This is a genomic window from Amycolatopsis heterodermiae (genome assembly GCF_034929455.1).
In the GTDB taxonomy this organism is placed as follows: Bacteria; Actinomycetota; Actinomycetes; order Mycobacteriales; family Pseudonocardiaceae; genus Amycolatopsis; species Amycolatopsis heterodermiae.
This window is the reverse complement of sequence record NZ_JAYFSI010000004.1, coordinates 119,581-137,696: the sequence shown is the minus strand read 5'-3', so window position 1 is coordinate 137,696 and position 18,116 is coordinate 119,581. Positions and strand designations below refer to the sequence as shown.

Below are 18,116 nucleotides of genomic sequence, written 5' to 3'. Positions count from 1 at the left end.
GGGACAATCTCGCCAAGCTGTCCGGAAGCGGACAGGGCCCGGATCACCTTTTGTAGTCCACGACCGCCTTCGCGGCGTTGAGGACCTTCTGGGCGTCCGGGATGTAGAGGTCCTCGAGCGCGTCGGAGAACGGCACGGGGGTGTGCGGCGGCGTCACCATCTCGATCGGCGCCCGCAGCGAGCCGAACGCCTCCTTCGCGACGAGCGCGGAGATGTCCGTCGCGAGGTTGCAGCGCGGCGAAGCCTCGTCGACGACGACCAGGCGGCCGGTGTGCTCGACGCTCTCCAGGATCGTGCGGGTGTCGAGCGGGCTGGTGGTGCGCGGGTCGATGACCTCGGCCTCGATGCCGGTCGCGGCCAGCTCGGTCGCGGCCTGCCGGGCCATCGCGACCATCCGGCCGATCGCGACGATCGTGACGTCGTCCCCGTCGCGGACGACGTTCGCCCGGCCGAACGGGATCGTGTAGCTGTCCTCGGGCACGTCGCCGCTGGTGTCGTAGAGCGCCTTGTGCTCGCAGAAGACCACCGGGTCGTCGTCCCGGATCGCCTGGGTGAGCAGGCCTTTCGCCTCGTACGGGCTCGACGGCACGACGACCTTCAGCCCGGGGATGTGCGTGAAGATCGGGTACAGGCACTGCGAGTGCTGCGCCGCGGCCCGCAGCCCGGCGCCGTACATCGTGCGGATCACCACCGGCGTGCGCGCGTTGCCGCCGAACATGTAGCGGAACTTCGCCGCCTGGTTGAAGATCTGGTCGAAACCGACGCCCATGAAGTCGATGAACATGAGCTCGGCGACCGGCCGCTGCCCGCGCGTCGCGGCACCGATCGCCGCGCCGACGAACGCCGACTCGGAGATCGGCGTGGTCAGCACCCGGCCGGGGAACCGGTCGGCGAGACCCCGGGTGGCCCCCAGGATGCCGCCCCGCGTGTCGTCGTCGTTCACGCCGCCCGCGTTGTCCTCGCCCATCACGATCACGGACTCGTCCCGGGTCATCTCCTGCGCGAGCGCCTCGGTGATCGCCTCGCGGTAGCTGATCGTGCGGGCCATGGCGCGCTCCCTCAGTACGAGATGTAGACGTCGGTTTCCAGGTCTTCCCAGGTGGGTTTCGGTGCGGCTTTCGCCGCGGTGACGGCGTCTTCGATGAGCTTCGCGATTTCGGCGTCGAGGTCGTCGAGGACCTTTCCGGACAGCTCTTCACTCTCGGTGACCCGGGCGCGGAACCGCTCGAGGCAGTCGAGGTTCCGGCGGCGGGAGAACTTGACCTCGATGAGCGTCGGGCCGCCACCTTCGCGGGCCCGGCCGATCGCCTCACCGGCGGCTTCGTGCACAGCGAAGAAGTCGAACCCGTCCACGATCACGCCGGGCATGCCGAAACCGGCGGCCCGGTCGGCGATGTTGTCCGACGCGACGGACCAGTCGCTCGACGTCGCCTCGGCGTACCCGTTGTTCTCCGCGACGAAGATCGCCGGCAGGTTCCAGAGCGACGCGAGGTTCAGGGCTTCGAGCGTCGTCCCCTGGTTGCCGGCGCCGTCACCGAAGAACGCCACGCCGACGCCGCCGGTGTCCTGCTGCTTCGCGGCCAGGGCCGCGCCGCAGATCAGCGGCGGCCCGCCGCCGATGATGCCGTTGGCGCCGAGCATGCCCTTCGAGAGGTCGGCGATGTGCATCGAGCCGCCCTTGCCGTGGCAGGAGCCGGTCCGGCGGCCGTAGATCTCGGCCATCATGCCCCTGACGTCCACGCCCTTGGCGATGCAGTGGCCGTGGCCGCGGTGGGTGCCGGTGATCGTGTCGCGGTGGTCGAGGTGGGCGCAGACACCGGCGGCCGAAGCCTCCTCACCCGCGTAGAGGTGCACCAACCCGGGGATCTCGCCGGTCGCGAACTCTTCGTGCACGCGCTCTTCGAACGCCCGGATGGTCCGCATCGTGCGATACGCCTCCCGCAGGGTGTCCGTCATCGACGACGCTCCTTCCCTAGATCGGTTTCCGTACGCAACAAGCCCTTCCGCGCCGCCTCCGCCATGGCCGCCCGGACGTCCACGCACCACGGGCCGTCCGGCTTGAGCTCGACGAACGCGCTCTCGCCGAGCTTCAGTTCGAGTTCGCGCTCGCCGTCGAGCGCGATCACGCCGCCCGCGGCGGCGAGCTCGACCCGCACGCCCGGCTGGAGCACGCCCCAGGCCCGCACCCCGACCGGGCGCACCAGGCCGGGCGCGATCGGCGCCTGCACGACGAACGGCGTCTCGCCGACCGGCCCGAGCTGCAGCGCGACGCCGTCCGGGCTCGAACGCGGGCTCGGGCAGAGCTGGCCGGCGATGCTGGAGAGGCCGATGCCGTCGGGTTCGGCGAAGGTGCAGTACAGCTCGGTGAGCGACGCCGGATCCCACAGCGCCCGCGCGCCGATGTGCCTGCTCAGGGACACGCAAACGTCCACCAGCGCGATCTCGCGGCGCGCCTTGGTGACGACCTCGAGCATGCTGACCCGGTGCGTGACGAGGTCGGGATCGATCTGGCCGGTGGTGATCAGCCCGGCGGCCAACCCGGCGACGGTCGCCTCCCGCATCTGCGGAAAGGCGTTGTTGGTCCCGGTGGAAAGGGCGAGCAGGGGGACGTCGTCGCAGGCCGCCGCGGCGACGCGCGCGGTCCCGTCGCCCCCGAGCACGACGATGACGCCGGCGCCGGCTTCGACCATCCGGCGCACGGCGTTGGTGGTGTCCTTCGCGGTGCCGCTGAGCGGGTCTTCGCCGAGGAAGTCGACGGTCGGCCAGGTGCCGCCGCGCCCGAGCGCCCGCAGCACGGCGGCGGAGATCCCGCCGAGATCGGTGGACACGAGGGCACGATCGACCCCGGTCACGGCGAACGCGGCCAGCAGCCGCTGGACCATGTTCGCCTTCTCCGCGGTGGGGAACACGGAAGCCTGCGCGACCAGCCGGCGGATGTCCCGCCCCGACGCCGGATTCGCGACGATCCCCGCCACCGTTTCGCCCAACCTGACCTCCCGGTTCCGCTTCGGGTACCAGGAGACTCCTCCAGGCGTGGTGCAGGGAAGGGTTGCAGGCCGTTGCAAGTGTTGCGCGGGGCGTAGCGGGGCGCGGCGAAGATCACAAAGGAGGACCGGCGGCTCGCGCGTGTCCTCCGCACCGCCGTTCGGCCCAACGTCGACGTCAACCCGATCGGCTCAGCGACGCATCGTCACCCGGGACCGAGCAGTGTGGACAGTCCAACCGGGAGCCGCGCTTACGGCACCAGGCTGGCCGTGCCGACGTAGGTGAAACCCGCCTCTTCCACCGCGCCGCGAACGGCGTCTTCCGTCAGTGCGACGCCGGCGCGCACCACGACCCGGCCGGCCGGAACGTCGACGTCCACTTCGGTCACTCCGGGCAGTGCGGTGATTTCCTCGGTGACCGACTGCGCGCAGTGCCCGCAGCTCATCCCGGAGACGGTGTACCCGTGCTCGATCATGGTGTGGAGCATACGAAAAGGACCGCCACCCTGAACGGGTGACGGCCCTTTCCCAAGATCAAAGTCAGATCACGGTGACCGACGTGGCCTGCGGGCCCTTCTGGCCCTGGCCGATCTCGAACTCGACGCGAGCGTTCTCTTCCAGGCTCTTGAAGCCGTTACCCTGGATCTCGCTGTAGTGAACGAAGACGTCGCCGCCACCGTTGTCGGGGGTGATGAAGCCGAACCCCTTCTCGGAGTTGAACCACTTCACAGTGCCCTGAGTCATCAAAAATCTCCATGTGTAACACCAAAAAAACAGGAAGCCACTTCGGCACCCCGGGTCAGCACGGGGACGGTTTGCTTCCTCGGCGAGGAGACACTACGCCCGCGGGATTCTGCGAGCGTGATTCAACACGAACACAAAAATCGAGACCATCTGAAGTAAAGCACAGGTTGACCTGCGCCGACAAGCCGTCTTCACCCGGGAGAGGTGAGCTATTCGCCACTCGCCGGGCGCAGCCCCTCGGCCGAGAACGGCGAACGCCAGGCAGTCTCGTGCTCCGCCACGACGACGGCGTCGTCGTGCGCCTCCGCGCTGGCGCTGAACAGCACCGGTACGACGCCGGACTTCCGAGCTGCTTCTGAAGCGTGCTGGTGATCGGCCACGTCGAAACTCCCCTCGTTCCCTGCCCGCTGCGATGCGGGTCATGACCGCGATGGTGCCATGCGGCACCGACAGAAACCCGGTTCTTTCCCGCCGGGACCCGGCCGGGAAGGTTCAGCGGCGAACCACCACCGGAACACGGCCAGATTACCTGACTCAACGCCGTGCTACCACTGAACATTCCCGGCGTTTCCCGGATCGAAACAGAGCAAAACCGTTACTGGGCGGGAGGTTGCGGGCGCGCCTGGCCCAGCAGGGCCGACAACCGCACGTCGGGAGTCACCACATCGGGGTCCGTGCGCACGTCGATGACGCACGGACGCTGCCGCACCAGCGCGCTGGCGATGATCGGCTCGAGTTCCTCACGATCGTCCACCGTGTACCCCGCGGCCCCGAGTCCACGCGCCCACGATGCGAAATCGGTCAACGGGATCGACACCCCGGAGAGCCTGCCGTGCGTGCGGGCCTGGTGCATGGCGAGGGCGCCGTGCAGGCCGTTCTGGAACACCACCACCATCACCGGCGCCCGGTACCGGACGGCCGTCTCGATCTCCTGGCCGGTCATCAGGGTCCCGGCGTCCCCCACCATGGCTACCACGGTCCGCCGCGGCTCGGCCAGTTTCGCCGCGACCGCGGCCGGCACGGCGTAGCCCATCGCGGCGTTGCTCGGGCCGAGCTGGCTGCGCGGCGCCGTGAAACACCAGTAGCGGTGCATGAACTGGGCGAAGTTGCCGGCGTCGCTGGTGACGATGGTGTCCTCGGGCGCCAGCTTGCGCAACGCCCGGACGACGTCCACTGGGTGGACACGCGTGTTCCCACTGGTGTCGGGCGGGGTCATGAAGGTGTGGACCGCGGCGTTCGCCGCCGACGCCCGCCGCGTCCGGGGCGAGGCCACCGCCCGCAGCTCCCGCAGGAACGGCTCGACCTCGGAGTCCACCCGGAACGTCAGCCCCCGCCGCCGCGGGCTGACCTCGATGCCCAGCCCCACCATGACCAGCGTCTGCTGGGCCGTCGGGTAGCGGTAGTTCTGCGTCGTCACCTCGTCGAGCTGGGTGCCGAGGGCGAGCACGAGGTCAGCACGTTCCAAGGCGTCCAGCTGCCGCGCCGGGATGCCGAGCCCGAGGTGACCGGCGTAGCGCGCGTGGTTCTCCGGGAAGGCGTCCTGGCGCCGGAAGGCGTTGTAGACGGGCAACGCGAGCTCGTCGGCGACCAGGATCAGCTCGTCACGGGCCGCCCGAGCCCGCCCGCCGACGATGACCACCGGGTACTTGGCCTCGTCCACCAGCTGCGCCACGGCGTCCGCCGAACGGCCCAGCGTCCCGGACGCCGGCGGCCGCACCCGCGCCATCGGCTTCGCCGCGTCGTAGGGCATGCCCCAGATGTCGCAGGGCACGCCGAGCACGACCGGCCCCGGACGTCCTTCCTGCGACGTCGTCAGCGCGTGCGCCAGCAGGCTCGGCAGGCTGTCCGGGTCCGTCACCCGCAACGTCGACTTGGCGATCGACTCGAACATCGCCGTCAGGTCCGACGTCGGCAGGTCACCGGCGGCCCACGTCGTCGGCTCGGCGGCCGGCGTCTCGAGCAGGACCACCATCGGCGTCTCGTCCTGGTACGCGGTCTGGACGCCGATCGCCAGGCTCGCCGCACTCGGCCCGCGGCTGGCGAGCAGGACGGCGGGGCGCTCGGTGAGCTTGCCCTCCGCCTCGGCCATGAACGCCGCGCCCGCGTCGTGCCGGGCCGAGACCAGCGTGATCTCGCGCTCGCGCTGGAGCGCGTCGAGCAGTTCCAGGAAGGATTCACCGACCACCGCGTACACACGGCGGACGCGCGCCTCGGTCAGGATCCGTACGGCCGTCTGGGCGACGGTCGCTCCCAGTTGGTATCTAATGAGGAGAGCTTATGCGGGCACCGTTCAGTGCAGTCAAGTGATCTTGGCCGAAACCCGGTAAGGATGGACTTAATGTCCGCTTTGCCCGACTGGATCCGATCAAGGGAGCGAGGACCGAAGTCTTGGCCGCCACCGAACATGAAACCGTTTTTACTTACGGCGCACCGGCGTTGAAGTACGGCACCGGCGCCAGCGACGAGATCGGCTACGACCTGACGCAGTACGGCGCGCACCGGGTGCTCGTCGTGACGGATCCACAGGTCGCCGCGACCGGTTGGCCGCGCCGCATCGCCGACGGCATCACGGGTTACGGCATCGAGACCGAGATCTTCGACGGCGTACACGTCGAACCGACCGATGTCAGCATGCAGAAGGCGGTTGACTTCGCCCGCGGAACCGGCCCGTACGACGCCTTCGTGGCCGTCGGCGGCGGCTCCTCGATCGACACCGCGAAGGCCGCGAACCTGCTGACCAGCAACGACGGCGACCTCATGGACTACGTCAACGCCCCGGTCGGCGGCGGCCGCGCGCCGGACCGCCCGCTGAAGCCGCTCGTCGCCGTGCCCACGACCACCGGCACCGGTTCGGAGAGCACCACCGTCTGCGTGCTGGACGTGCTGTCCCTGCGCGTCAAGAGCGGCATCAGCCACCTGCGGCTGCGCCCCACCCTCGCCGTCGTCGACCCGCGGCTCACCGTCAGCCAGCCCGCCGGTGTCACGGCCGCGAGTGGCATGGACATCCTGTGCCACGCCGCGGAGAGCTACACCGCCAAGCCGTACACCGAGTTCGACCGCAAGCGCCCGGAGCAGCGCGTGCCGTACTGCGGCGCGAACCCGCTGGCCGACATGTTCGCCGAGCAGTCGCTGCGGCTGCTGTCGTGGGCCCTGCCCGCCGCGGTCGCCGACGGCTCGGACCTCAAGGCACGCGAAGCCATGGCGCTGGCCGCGACGTTCGCGGGCCTCGGGTTCGGCAACGCCGGCGTGCACATCCCGCACGCGAACGCGTACCCGATCGCCGGGCAGGTCAGGGATTTCCACCCGGACGGCTACCCGGGTGACGAACCCATGGTGCCGCACGGGATGGCGGTGTCCTTGACCGCGCCCGCCGCGTTCCGCTTCACCTTCGACGCGGCGCCGGACCGCCACCTGCGGGTCGCCCGCCTGCTGGCGCCCGACTTCGAGTGGCCCGGCGACTTCGCCGACCACCTGCCCGCGGTGCTGATCGACCTGATGCGGCGGATCGGCATCCCGGACGGCATCGGTGCCGTCGGCTACACGGAGTCCGATGTGGACTCACTCGTCGAGGGAACCCTGAAGCAGCAGCGGTTGCTGGCCACCGCACCCCGCGAGGCCTCCGAAGAGGACCTCGCCGGCGTACTGCGCGAGTCGGTGTCCCTGTGGTGAACGGCTACCCGCACTGGCAGACGGTTCCGTTGCGCTGGAAGGACAACGACGTCTACGGGCACGTCAACAACGTGGTGCACTACTCGCTGATGGACACGGTGATCAACACGTGGCTGATCGAGCAGGGCGGCCTCGACGTCGAAGCCGGGGCGGTGATCGGGCTGTGCGTGGAGTCGCACTGCGGGTATCACTCATCGGTTTCCTTTCCTGGAGCGTTGCGGGTGGGCCTGCGGGTGGCACACCTGGGGAAGTCGAGCGTGCGCTACGAGATAGGCATGTACGCCACCGACGAATCGCTGATCGCGGAGGGCCACTTCGTCCACGTGTTCGTGGACCGCGACTCACGCCGGCCGGTTCCGGTGTCCGGCAAGCTTCGCGAAGCGCTGGAAGCACTACAGCCTGGCTGACCTGCCCGCCGGCAGGTCGCGTTTCTTCATGCTTCCGATCATGCACCAACCCACCGACAAGAATCGGCGGCCGGCGCGAGTTATCCACAACTGGTGACAAGATCGGCGAGTTATCCACAGATTCGCCGCGAGGGGTTCCGAGGCGGTTCGGCGGCGGTAACGTGGACGGCATAAACATGTCCACAGTGGACAGGCGGTCAGCCGGCCCGCGCGGTACGCGGAACCGGCGAAGGCCGCCGCGGCGGCTGAACATCGGCGGACTCTGCAGCGGCTGTCGTGCCACCACCGGCAAGTTCACCAGACGCAGGTGGCATGGCGCCTTTGGCAAGGTCATCCGCAGCAGGTGGCGTGGCATGGCCAGCTGGCCGACCAACGGCAGCGCTACCGGCGACGGCAGCCGGCCCGGCAGCGGTCGCAGGTCCTCCGACGAGGCCACCCGCGGCAGGAGGCGCGGCGCCACTGGCAAGGCCATCCGCGGCAGGTGCCGCGGCGCCACCAACCGACCGACCTGCGGCAGGTGCCGCGGCGCCACCAACCGACCGACCTGCGGCAGGTGCCGCGGCGCCACCAGCCGACCGACCTGCGGCAGCACTACCGGCGACGGCAGCAGTCGCAGGTCCTTCCACGAGGCATCCCGCGGCAGGTGGCGAAGTGTCACCAGCCGACCGACCGGCGGCAGCACCACCTACCACGGCAGCAGTCGCGGGTCCTCCCATGAGGTCACCTGCAGCGACTGTGGCGGCACCACCAAGGCCGCCCGCCGCAAGTGCCGCGCTGCCACGAGCCGACCGACCGGCGGCAGTGGTGGTCGCGGCACTGGCGAGGCCACCCGCAGCGACAACTGCGGAATCCGCGCCGACCACCCCGGCGGTCGCGGAGTCCGTCCCGGCCGTCACCGCTGGCCGGGCGTCTTCAGTGGCTGCTCCTCCAGCCACCGGCGCCGCCCAGGCCTGCATGAGTTCCGCGTAGCGCGGCGACCTCGCCAGCAGGTCGCCGTGACGGCCCACCGCGGTCTCGCGGCCGTCCATGACCAGGACACGGTCCGCGCGCAGCGCGGACGACAGCCGGTGCGCGATCACCACCAGTACACCACCCCGCGCGGCGAAGGCCCGCTCCGCGCGGGCTTCCGACACCGGGTCGAGATGGGAGGTGGCTTCATCGAGGATCACGAACCGCGCCGAACCGGCGTACACCCTGGCCAGCGCGAGCAACTGCGCTTCACCCGCGGAGACGCCTTCGCCACCGTGGCCGATCTCGGCGTCGAGACCGCCCAGCCGGTGCAGCAGCGTTCCCGCGCCCACTGCCGCGGCGGCGGCGGTGAGCGCGTCGTCCGAGGCTGAGGGGGCGAACAGCCCGACGTTGTCGCGGACTGTTCCCGCGAAGACGTAGGCCTCCTGCGGGATCAGCGCCACGAGCTCGTGCCGCAGCGCGGCGGGCACGTCCCGGACCGGGACGCCGCCGAGCAGCACCCGGCCCTCCTGCGGTGTGAGCATGCCGGTCAGCAAGCCGGCCAGTGTCGACTTGCCGATTCCGCTCGGGCCGACGACGGCGAGGTGCTCCCCCGGCCGCAGCCCCAGGTCCAGACCACGGACCACGGGTTCGGCCGTCGCGCCCCAGCCGAACGTCAGGGCGCGGACCCGGACGTCGGCGCCGCGCGGGGTCGCCGTGCCGTCCTGCCTGTCGGGCAGCTCGGCCGTCTCCGAAAGACGGCGGAGCGCGACCAGCAGGCGCAGCACCACGGTGCCGGCCGTGGCTGCGAGGCCGCGCAGCGCGGGTTGCATCGTCGTGGCCAGGTAGACCAGCGCGCCCAGCGCCGCGCCGGCGGTCAGCGCACCGCTGGCCACCAGGCTCGGGGCGAGCGACAGGGCGAGCAGCAGCGGCACGAACCCGCCGAGCGAGATCACCAGCGACCGAAGGGCACTCGACCGCGCGACCCGTACGGCCGCCGAAGCTTGGGCGTCGACGGCGTCGTACACCGCCAGTGCGGCGATCGGCTCGGCGCCGCAGGCGACGACGTCGCGCATCCCGGCCAGGGAGGCGCCGGCCGTCGCGGCCGTGTGCTCGTCGGCCAGGGCCAGCGCGCGCTGACGACGAGCCAGCGAAGGAAGGAGACAACCGAACACGACCAGGGAGGCGACCACCGGCACCGCGACCGGGAGCACCAGCGCGCCGGCGACGGTCATGAGCCCGGCCAGTGCCGAGGCCGTCGTCACCAGCATGGCGCGGGCCTGCACCAGCAGCCCGGCGGTCGCGTCGCGGACGACCTCGACGTGCTGGGTGATCCGTGCGACCCCGCTTGAGTCGGGCTGGTTGCGCGGCGGGGATTCGTCGTGCAGGACACCACGCACGACGGCCGTCACGAGCGCGTCGCGCAGCGGTTCGACGACCTTGCCGAGCTGGTGCCAGACCATCCGCGAGCCGAACGCGCCCAGCACCGCGGCCAGGCCGAACATCGCCAGCCAGCCGAGCCCGGTCCCGGGGTCGCCGACGGCGAAACCACGATCCACGGACAGCTCGACCAGCCGTCCCGAGAAGAAAGCAGGTAGCCCTTCGAGCACCGAACACAGGAGCAGCACGACGCCACCACGCCACTGCCCCGTGAGCGCGGACCAGTACAGCCGGCGCAGGCTCACTCGTCGTCCTCCGTGAAGACGCCGCGGTACCCCGGCTCCTGCCACAGGGCCGCGTGCGGGGCGACCGCGCGGATCCGGCCGTCCTCCAGCCAGACCACGAGGTCGGCGCGGGCGGCAGTGCCGGCCCGGTGGGTCACGACGACGCGCGTCCGGCCGGGCAGCGCGGCGGCCAGGTCGCGCTCGACCGCGGCCTCGGTGACCGTGTCGAGGCTGGCCGTCGCGTCGTCGAAGATCAGCACGCGCGGGTGGTGCACGATGGCGCGGGCCAGCCCGAGGCGCTGGGCTTCGCCGCCCGACAACGGCGTCTCGGCCAGCGGGGTGCGGTAGCCGTCGGGCAGGCGGACGACGACTTCGTCGACCTGCGCGGTCCGGCAGGCGCCGCGGATCGCGGACTCGCCGGCCCACGTGCCGTAGCCGACGGCGTCGGCGACCGTCGCGCCGAGCAGCGCGGGGCGTTCGAACGCGTAGCCGACCACCGCGCGCAGCTCTTCGCGGCGGATCCGGGAAAGGGGACGTCCGTCGAGCATGACGCTGCCCTCGTCGGGCGTGACCAGCCCGCCGAGCACCCCGGCGAGCACGGACTTCCCCGCGCCCGAACGGCCGACGACCGCGACGCACGTGCCACCGGGGATCGTCAGGTCGACCTCGGCCAGCGCGCCCGTGACACCGACGTGCCGCAGGTCGAAGGTGCCGTCACCAGGCGGCAGCGGGAGCTTGCCGGGCGCCGGTTCGGGCTCGTCGAGGACCTCGGCGAGCCGTTCGGCGCAGCCGCGCGCCCGCGACAGCATGGTGAGCAGCGGTATCTGGGTGACCAGGCCGAGGGCGAGGGCGACGTAGCCGAGCGTCGCGACGACGTCGCCGACGCTGAGCCGGCCGTCGAGCACGCCGAAGCCGGCCGCGGCCAGCACGGCCAGCTCCACCGCCGGGGTGAGCAGGCCAGCGCGCCAGACCATGCGGGCCTGCGTGCGCCAGATGCCCATCCCGGCGAGGGTCAGCTTCGGCAGCGGGCGCAGCACCCGTTCGGCTTCGCGGTCGGCGGTGCCGGACGCGGCGATCGTGCGGAGGCCGGCGACGGCGTCGACCATCCGGGCCGCGAGCTCGCCGGAAACCTGTTGGTAGGCAAGGACATCGTCGGCGGTGTGCTTGAGGTGGCTGCGGGCGAGCAGCAACCCGAACGGGATGCTGCCGAGGAACACGAGCGCGAGCCGCCAGTCCAGCAACGCCAGCAGCACCACGGCGCCCGACGAGATGACCAGCATCGAGCCGCACTGGACGACGATCGTGACGATGCCGCCCGCGCCGACGCAGTCGCCGGTGAGCCGGCTGATCGCGTCGCCCTCGGCGAACTTCGAGCGGGTGCCGAGGGTGAAGAGCTTGTCCGAGAACGTGCGGCGCAGCCACGCGGACGCGGTCGCGGTCACGCGGGTGGTCAGGATGCCGCCGACGACGTCGGCGGCGATCTCCGCGCCGCCGACGAGCAGCAGCCAGGAGACCTCGGGCCCGCTGGGGCGGCCCGCGACCACGGCGTCCACCGCGGCCGCAAGCGCACTGGGCAGGAACAGCCCGGCCGCGGTGGCGACCAGGGCGGTGACGACGATGGCGGCGAGTCTCGGTCGATCGAGGCCGGCCACCCGGGCCAGCAGCCGATCGGCGGAGCCGCGCATCTCACTCCTTCGGACGAGGTACCGCGAAGGCGGTTCCGGGGCCAGAATGAACGTGCGGGAGCGGCGCACTTGGCCTGTGCCGCTCCCGCACTGTTCACCTAGGCACTACTTGCGTGCGAACTGCCAGGTCAGTGGCAGGTCAGCAGCGAGAGCGTGCTGTTGGTGCAGGAGGCCAGCAGGCTCAGGTTCGACGGCGCGCCGCCACCGCCGCCGTGACCACCGTTGAGCACCTCGGGGGTCTCCAGGGCCTGCAGCTCCAGAACGAGTTCCATGGAACTTCCTTTCGATTGTTCTTCGATTCCGCCGGTCCTCAGCGACCGGAGGTGTGGGGGGACGGCGTGCCGCCCAGGAAGGGCAGCACCTCCTTGCCGTCCAGGAGGGCGGCGAGTGCGAGGAGGATCCCCGCGCCGCCGGTGGTGACGTCCATCGACAACCGCAGCAGCTGGTTGCCGGGGAAGGCGAGCCCGCCGCGGAACGGCACCGCGTACCAGGCCAGCCGGGCCAGGTGCAGGTCGATCGCGTCGCGGACGCGCTGGTCGGGTGCGGCACCCATGCCGAGCGCGACCGCGAGCCCCAGCCGGCCGTAGAGCAGGCCGGGGTGGATCACGAACTCGCCGCGGCACGACTGGCGCAGCTCGGGCAGGCTCTCGCAGGCGGCGGCTCCGGGCTGGTGCCGCGCCAGCTGCTCGGCGACCGCGAGGATCCCCGCGCTGCCGATGCCGGCGTACGGGAGCGTGCGCGTGGCGCCGTCGCGGACCTGCAGTGACGCGTCGTCGGCGAGCACGCATTCCTCGAGGTCACGGCTGAGCGCTTGGTCGGCGAACGCCAGCCACGCGGGCTCACCGGTGCGCTCGAACAGCCGGATGAACAGCAGCGCCGGGCCGGACCAGCCGGACAGCAGCCCCGCGCGGGCGAACTTCCCGGGCGGCGCGGCGGTTTCGAGCGCCTCGGCCAGCCGGACCGCGGTGGTCAGCGCCTGCCTGCCGAACTCGTTGTCCTGCCGGGCCGCGGCGAAGTGCAGCTGGGTCAGGCCGATACCGGCCAGCCCGCCCTCGAGCGCGTGGTCGGTGGTCTGCTCGACCAGCCGCGCGGACGACGCCAGCAGCCGGCCCGCCTCGTCGTGGTGCCCGAGGTTCTCCAGCACGTAGGCGATGCCGTAGGTGCCGTCGTAGAAGCCGGGCCGGGTCGGCGGGTTACGGCGGACCGATTCGATCAGCCAGCGCTCGTGCTCGGGGAACCGCCCGACGCCGGTGACGTCCAGGGCGTGCAGCACACCCGCGGCACCGACGCCGAAGCAGGCGCCGCCGACCCGGAACTGCTCGATGTCGCCGGGGAACAGCCGGTCCTGACGCTCCGGTGTCGCGCTCGCGAGGATCGCCTCGGCGATCTGCTTGCGGACCAGCGGCCAGTCCGGTTTCTCCTGGTCCAGCTCGGTGTGGACCGGTGCCGGCTCCGTGGACTTCGCACGCGGAGCCAGCACCGAGACTGCGGCGTCGGCGTACCCCTCGGGCAGGCCGAACCGGCGTTCGACGAAGTCGGCGATGCCGCGCAGCTTCGCCGGCGCCAGCTCCAGCAGCGCGGACAGCGGCAGGAAGAGCCACAGCCGCAGCGCCGCCAGGGCGTGCTCGTCGATCTCGAAGCCGACCCGGTCGGCCGGCGCGCGGAAGCCCGGCGCTCCGAGCGCGGGCCGCTCGCCGGACTCGACGTCCGCGGCCATCTCGAAGTCGATCAGCGAAACCCGGCTCTCGTCGTCTTCGTCGATCAGGATGTTCAGCGCGTGGAGGTCACCGAAGACGAAGCCGCGGGCGTGGATCGCCTCGATCGTCTCTTCGACCTTCGCCAGCACGGCCAGCGCGCGTTCGGCGTACGCGGTGAGGTCGGCTTCGGTGGTGTCGCGCCTGGTCAGCGGGTAGTTGCGGGCCAGCCAGTTGCCGAGCGACGTGCCGGGCATGTACTCCATGGCGAGGTAGTGGTGTTCCCAGACGGTGAAGGTTTCGATGGCGCGCGGCACACCGGGGATACCGGTCAGCCGGTCGAGCACGCTGTGTTCGCGTCGCAGCCGTTCAACGGCGTCGATCTGCGCCCGGTCCAGGCCGGCGTGCGGCCGGGCCTCCTTGAGGACGACCTGGTCACCGCCCGCTTTCGGGTCGGCGAGGTAGACGCCACCACCGTTGGAGAAGTGCAGCGAGCTCGTCACCCGGTAGGGGAACTGAGCCGGGTCACCGGCCTTACGCGCAGCGATACTGCTCTGCAAACAGGGCGGGATCTTCACCCAGTCGGGGACGGAGAACGTCGGTTCCCGTTTGTCAGGAACGAGCCTGCCGTCCGGCTTGCGGATCGCCAGGACGCGGTTGCCGTCGTGTTCGACCCACTGCTCGGCGAATCCGCCGTAGCGCACATACAGGGGACCGCCCCCATAACGCAAGTCGCTCAGAATATAGGCCCCGTGCTCGCCTTCGAGGCGCACCGACAGATCGTCCAGGACGCGCTTCAGCTCGTCTTCATTCGCCGGATAAATCGTGATCAGTTTCCCGCTGCCGTCGCGGGGTGCGTATTTCGAGTTCCGGGCCAGCAGGATCAGCGGCGAGCGCAGGTGCTTGTAGGCGACGCGGTACTCGAGACAGTACTCGTGCACCTGCACGAGGACCCGGCGAGCGTTGTCCAGACCGGCGGAGACGTGGATTTTCCAGCCCTGACCGGGCAATTCACGACCTTCGGGGTGCAGCACGCGCCACACGCCACGCTGGGCGGTGACCCAGCCGGCGTCCGGCGCCGGCAGCGCCGTCGCGAACTCGCCGACCGACGCACCGATTTCCTGTTGTTCGTCGTAGAACAACGGATCGGCGAAGCAAAATGCTTCGTAGCGCAGGTCCATCGAGATAACCCCTCTGTGCGTTCCCCGGTGCAGCGCGGCCCGGGACGAGGAATATTCCCCCATGCCGGACGGGTCCACGCCAATCCGCCAACCCGGGGGTTCAACTGGGCTATCCGAGGTAGGCAAAAGAGGCACTTACCAGGCGGTAGTCGAACCCTGCGTGATTTCCACGTGGCAACCAACCACCCTGTCGGGGTGTAACACGAAGGTTTTTACGCCATTCCTGCAGGTCCGAACAAGACCTCGCCGGAATAAACCACCGAATTGGCAGAATGCCATCAAGGGCGCATGGTGATCAATTTTCCCGATAGTACGAGGTCAGGTTGGCCGTCCGGTCCACTGTGGATCACCTCGCGTGGCCCCTGCCACGCCCGCCCCACACGGCCGACGGGCCGTCCGGTACCCCGGGGTAAGTTGACGTCGGCGGACCGGAAGGAGGAACGGGTGATCTTCGGATTCGCCGTGACGGTCGCCGTGGCTGCCACGCTCGTCGCGCTCTGGAGCTTCGTCCAGGCGGCCCGCAACCGGGAACCGGACAACCCGCTCCTGATCGCGCTCGCGGTCATCGAGGTGCTGCTGGTCGTCCAGCTGGTGATCGGGATCGTGCTGCTCGCCGGCGGTGAGCGCCCCGGCAGCCTGGCGACGTTCCTCGCCTACCTGATCGGCTGCCTGGTCGTGCTGCCCGCCGGCGCCGCCTGGGCGCTGGCCGAGCGGAGCCGGTCGAGCACGGTCGTGCTCGGCATCGCCTGCCTGGCCATCCCGGTGATGGTGCTGCGACTGAACGAGGTGTGGAGTGGAGCAACAGCGTAGGACGGCCACCGGCCCCGGACGGGTGCTCGTCGCCGTGTACGCGATCTTCGCGCTGGCCGCGACGTCGCGGGCCGGCGTCCAGATCAGCACGAAGTTCCACGAAGCACCGCTCGCGTACATCCTCTCGGCGTTCGCCGCGGTCGTGTACATCGTCGCGACGATCGCACTGGCCCGCCGCGGCGACGGCTGGTGGCGCGTGGCCCTGACGGCCTGCTCGATCGAGCTGCTGGGCGTGCTGACCATCGGCACGCTGAGCATCGTCGACGCGGCCGCCTTCCGGCACCCGACCGTCTGGTCGGTCTACGGCGAGGGCTACCTCTTCATCCCGCTGGTCCTGCCGGTCATCGGCCTGTACTGGCTGCGCAAAACCGCCCCGGCGCGCGTCACCGCCTGACCGCGCAGTCGAAGAGCACCCCCGCCGTGGCGGCATCCGGTCCGATCCGGGCCGGCGGCACCGGACGGCACTGCTTCGCCTCCCAGCCGATCCGCCGGATCAGCTCGGCCGCTTCCTCGGCGGCCCCCGTTCCGCCGCCGCGGCCCATCTCGAGGTAGACCCGCGGCAGCAGCACGTACCGCAGTTTCCCGGCCGCCACCCAGCCCGGCAGGTCCGCGGCGGCGGGCGCCGGATCGAAGCCGAGGTAACCGCCGAGTGGCGCCACGCGCGCCTCGGTGTTCAGCAGGAACGGGTCCGCGCCGTACGTCCCGCCCTCGACGGCGAGCGTGCTCCCCTTCGCGTAAGCGAGCACTTCGCGCTGGCCGGGACTCAGCTCGTACGCGCTGTCCATGAAGCGGATGTACGCGGCTTCGGCACCTTCGCCCGTCTTAGCGCCGACAACGCTGCTCAACGCCGACGTCGACGACGGCCCGGCACTCGGGTCGGCGGACTCCAGCACACTGACCGGCCGCACCGCGGTGTCGACGACGTAGGCCAGCGGCCCGGCGAGGATCGTGGCCAGGCCCGTCACGATCGGCACCACCCGGGACCGCAGCAGGGCCGCGACGACCGTGAGCAGCGCCAGCGCGACGACGGTGTACCGCAGCCACGGCAGCCAGCCGGGCGTCCGGTCCAGGATGACGAACGCGAGTGCGGCGGTCACCACGACCGCGACGGGCAAGACGAACCAGGCGCTGCGCCACCGCCACGCGGTGACCAGCCCCGCCGCCGAAAGCGCGGCGATCGCCGGTGCGAGCTCGGCGGTGTAGTAGCCGTGGAAGATGCCGCCGGTGAACGAGAACACGGCCGCGCCGACGACCAGCCAGCCACCCCACAGTGCCCAGCCCGCCCTGGTCTCCGGCGCGGCGCCGCGGGCCCGGCACGCGGCGACGACCAGCGACCCGAGCGCGAGCGGCAGCAGCCACGCGATCTGCCCGCCGACCTCGGTGTCGAACAACCGCAGCGGCCCCGGACCGCCGCCGAGGGTCGCGCCGATCGTGGTGCCGTACCCGGCGCCGACGCCGGTCGTGCCGCCGACCAGCCGCGTCACGCCGTTGTAGCCGAAGGCCAGCTGCCACACCGAGCCGTCCGTGGTGCTGCCGACGAACGGCTTCGCGCCCGGCCACAGGCTCACGACGACCGGCCAGGACAGCGACACGACCAGCGTCACCGCGCCGGCCAAGGCGAGCCGGGACAGCCTGCGTTCACGCGCGCCGAGGAAGTACGCCAGCGCGAGCCCGGGCAGCACGATCCACGCGGCGAGCATCTTCGTCAGGAAGCCGAGGCCGACGAACACCCCGGCCCACACCAGCCAGCGCGTCCCGTTCCCCTCGACCGCCCGCGTGACGCAGTACGCGGCGAGCAGCAGGAGGAGCACGAGCAGCGTGTCGGGCACGTTGTCCCGGTTGATCGCCGCGGTGATCGGCGTCAGCGCGAACAGCGCCGCGGCGAGCAACGCCGTCGCCGGCCCGGCCCAGCGACGGACGACCCGGTGCAGCACGAACACCGCGGCGACGCCCTCGACGGCCTGGACCAGCGCGATCGCCCAGGGGTGGAAGCCGAACACGGTCACGCCGAGCGTCTGCGTCCAGAACGCGAGCGGCGGCTTGTCGACCGAGACGAACCCGGCCGGGTCGAAGCCCGCGAAGAAGAACGCTGTGACGTCCCGGGACATCGAATGCACGGCGGCGGCGTAGTAAGGCTGCAGTGTCCGGCTGCCCAACGCCCAGCACCAGAGCGTCGCGGCGACGACCAGCACCGCCCCCAACGCGACGCGTTCACTCCTTGCCGTCATGTCTCCCCCTCCGGTTCCCCGTGTGAAGGACGCTAGGGCGGCGCGGCGGCGGAGTCCTCAAGCCCGGGATTGATCCGGGTTCTCCACCCATGGGTTGAGCAC

At 71.0% G+C, this 18,116-nt stretch carries 15 protein-coding genes and 1 pseudogene; 4 read left to right on the top strand and 12 right to left on the bottom strand.

Annotated features, from left to right (window positions below; translation table 11 throughout):
* Positions 1 to 43: 43 nt before the first annotated feature.
* The 7 genes from VA596_RS19545 to VA596_RS19515 form a co-directional block, all read right to left on the bottom strand.
* Positions 44 to 1,048, bottom strand: coding sequence for an alpha-ketoacid dehydrogenase subunit beta (locus tag VA596_RS19545; RefSeq protein WP_323329157.1), 1,005 nt, complete (start codon positions 1,046 to 1,048; stop codon positions 44 to 46).
* Positions 1,049 to 1,059: 11 nt separating this feature from the next.
* A complete protein-coding gene (locus VA596_RS19540; RefSeq protein ID WP_323329156.1) occupies positions 1,060 to 1,956 on the bottom strand; it encodes a thiamine pyrophosphate-dependent dehydrogenase E1 component subunit alpha in 897 nt (298 codons plus the stop codon).
* Positions 1,953 to 2,987 (bottom strand): ATP-NAD kinase family protein, encoded by a 1,035-nt coding sequence (locus VA596_RS19535; protein ID WP_323329154.1) that lies wholly within the window; start codon positions 2,985 to 2,987, stop codon positions 1,953 to 1,955. Before VA596_RS19535 ends, VA596_RS19540 begins: the two co-directional genes overlap by 4 nt.
* Before the next feature lie 248 nt (positions 2,988 to 3,235).
* On the bottom strand, positions 3,236 to 3,460 hold the full coding sequence (locus tag VA596_RS19530) for a heavy-metal-associated domain-containing protein (protein ID WP_323329152.1): 225 nt from the start codon (positions 3,458 to 3,460) through the stop codon (positions 3,236 to 3,238).
* Positions 3,461 to 3,524: 64 nt separating this feature from the next.
* The gene (locus VA596_RS19525; RefSeq protein ID WP_013222289.1) at positions 3,525 to 3,728 is read right to left on the bottom strand and encodes a cold-shock protein; all 204 of its coding nucleotides are present in this window, start codon (positions 3,726 to 3,728) and stop codon (positions 3,525 to 3,527) included.
* A gap of 209 nt (positions 3,729 to 3,937) precedes the next feature.
* Positions 3,938 to 4,108: a hypothetical protein gene (locus VA596_RS19520; protein ID WP_323329147.1), complete on the bottom strand. Its 171-nt coding sequence runs from the start codon at positions 4,106 to 4,108 to the stop codon at positions 3,938 to 3,940.
* 215 nt (positions 4,109 to 4,323) lie between these two features.
* The gene (locus VA596_RS19515; protein ID WP_323329725.1) at positions 4,324 to 5,982 is read right to left on the bottom strand and encodes a thiamine pyrophosphate-dependent enzyme; all 1,659 of its coding nucleotides are present in this window, start codon (positions 5,980 to 5,982) and stop codon (positions 4,324 to 4,326) included.
* A gap of 134 nt (positions 5,983 to 6,116) precedes the next feature.
* On the opposite strand from VA596_RS19515, the gene VA596_RS19510 reads away from it, so the two are divergent.
* Entirely contained in the window at positions 6,117 to 7,397 is a 1,281-nt protein-coding gene (locus VA596_RS19510; RefSeq protein WP_323329145.1) for a hydroxyacid-oxoacid transhydrogenase, read from the top strand.
* The gene (locus tag VA596_RS19505; protein WP_323329143.1) at positions 7,391 to 7,804 is read left to right on the top strand and encodes an acyl-CoA thioesterase; all 414 of its coding nucleotides are present in this window, start codon (positions 7,391 to 7,393) and stop codon (positions 7,802 to 7,804) included. Before VA596_RS19510 ends, VA596_RS19505 begins: the two co-directional genes overlap by 7 nt.
* 941 nt (positions 7,805 to 8,745) lie before the next feature.
* Here the strand turns inward: VA596_RS19505 and VA596_RS19500 are convergent.
* The 4 genes and pseudogenes from VA596_RS19500 to lanKC all read right to left on the bottom strand — a co-directional run.
* Positions 8,746 to 10,437 (bottom strand): annotated as a pseudogene (locus tag VA596_RS19500) (ATP-binding cassette domain-containing protein); the annotation flags it as partial.
* Positions 10,434 to 12,101 (bottom strand): ABC transporter ATP-binding protein, encoded by a 1,668-nt coding sequence (locus tag VA596_RS19495; protein ID WP_323329141.1) that lies wholly within the window; start codon positions 12,099 to 12,101, stop codon positions 10,434 to 10,436. The gene VA596_RS19495 and the pseudogene VA596_RS19500, both read right to left, overlap by 4 nt.
* A gap of 128 nt (positions 12,102 to 12,229) precedes the next feature.
* A complete protein-coding gene (locus VA596_RS19490; protein WP_155548626.1) occupies positions 12,230 to 12,373 on the bottom strand; it encodes a SapB/AmfS family lanthipeptide in 144 nt (47 codons plus the stop codon).
* Between the two features lie 38 nt (positions 12,374 to 12,411).
* A complete protein-coding gene (gene lanKC / locus VA596_RS19485) occupies positions 12,412 to 14,976 on the bottom strand; it encodes a class III lanthionine synthetase LanKC (RefSeq protein WP_323329138.1) in 2,565 nt (854 codons plus the stop codon).
* 444 nt (positions 14,977 to 15,420) lie between these two features.
* On the opposite strand from lanKC, the gene VA596_RS19480 reads away from it, so the two are divergent.
* Positions 15,421 to 15,786 carry a hypothetical protein gene (locus VA596_RS19480; RefSeq protein WP_323329136.1) on the top strand — a complete coding sequence of 122 codons (366 nt, stop codon included), beginning with the start codon at positions 15,421 to 15,423 and terminating at the stop codon, positions 15,784 to 15,786.
* Between the two features lie 22 nt (positions 15,787 to 15,808).
* Entirely contained in the window at positions 15,809 to 16,180 is a 372-nt protein-coding gene (locus VA596_RS19475) for a hypothetical protein (RefSeq protein WP_323329724.1), read from the top strand.
* On the opposite strand, the gene VA596_RS19470 is transcribed toward VA596_RS19475, so the two are convergent.
* Complete coding sequence (locus tag VA596_RS19470) at positions 16,170 to 18,014, bottom strand: ArnT family glycosyltransferase (RefSeq protein WP_323329134.1); 1,845 nt, start codon at positions 18,012 to 18,014, stop codon at positions 16,170 to 16,172. The two genes, VA596_RS19475 and VA596_RS19470, sit on opposite strands and share 11 nt — an antisense overlap.
* Between the last annotated feature and the right edge of the window lie 102 nt (positions 18,015 to 18,116).

Coding starts and splice junctions, on each gene's coding strand:
- VA596_RS19490 (WP_155548626.1), bottom strand. CDS start 12,373: ATGGAACTCGTTCTGGAGCTGCAGGCCCTGGAGACCCCCGAGGTGCTC.
- VA596_RS19525 (WP_013222289.1), bottom strand. CDS start 3,728: ATGACTCAGGGCACTGTGAAGTGGTTCAACTCCGAGAAGGGGTTCGGC.
- VA596_RS19545 (WP_323329157.1), bottom strand. CDS start 1,048: ATGGCCCGCACGATCAGCTACCGCGAGGCGATCACCGAGGCGCTCGCG.
- VA596_RS19495 (WP_323329141.1), bottom strand. CDS start 12,101: ATGCGCGGCTCCGCCGATCGGCTGCTGGCCCGGGTGGCCGGCCTCGAT.
- VA596_RS19470 (WP_323329134.1), bottom strand. CDS start 18,014: ATGACGGCAAGGAGTGAACGCGTCGCGTTGGGGGCGGTGCTGGTCGTC.
- lanKC (WP_323329138.1), bottom strand. CDS start 14,976: ATGGACCTGCGCTACGAAGCATTTTGCTTCGCCGATCCGTTGTTCTAC.
- VA596_RS19540 (WP_323329156.1), bottom strand. CDS start 1,956: ATGACGGACACCCTGCGGGAGGCGTATCGCACGATGCGGACCATCCGG.
- VA596_RS19530 (WP_323329152.1), bottom strand. CDS start 3,460: ATGATCGAGCACGGGTACACCGTCTCCGGGATGAGCTGCGGGCACTGC.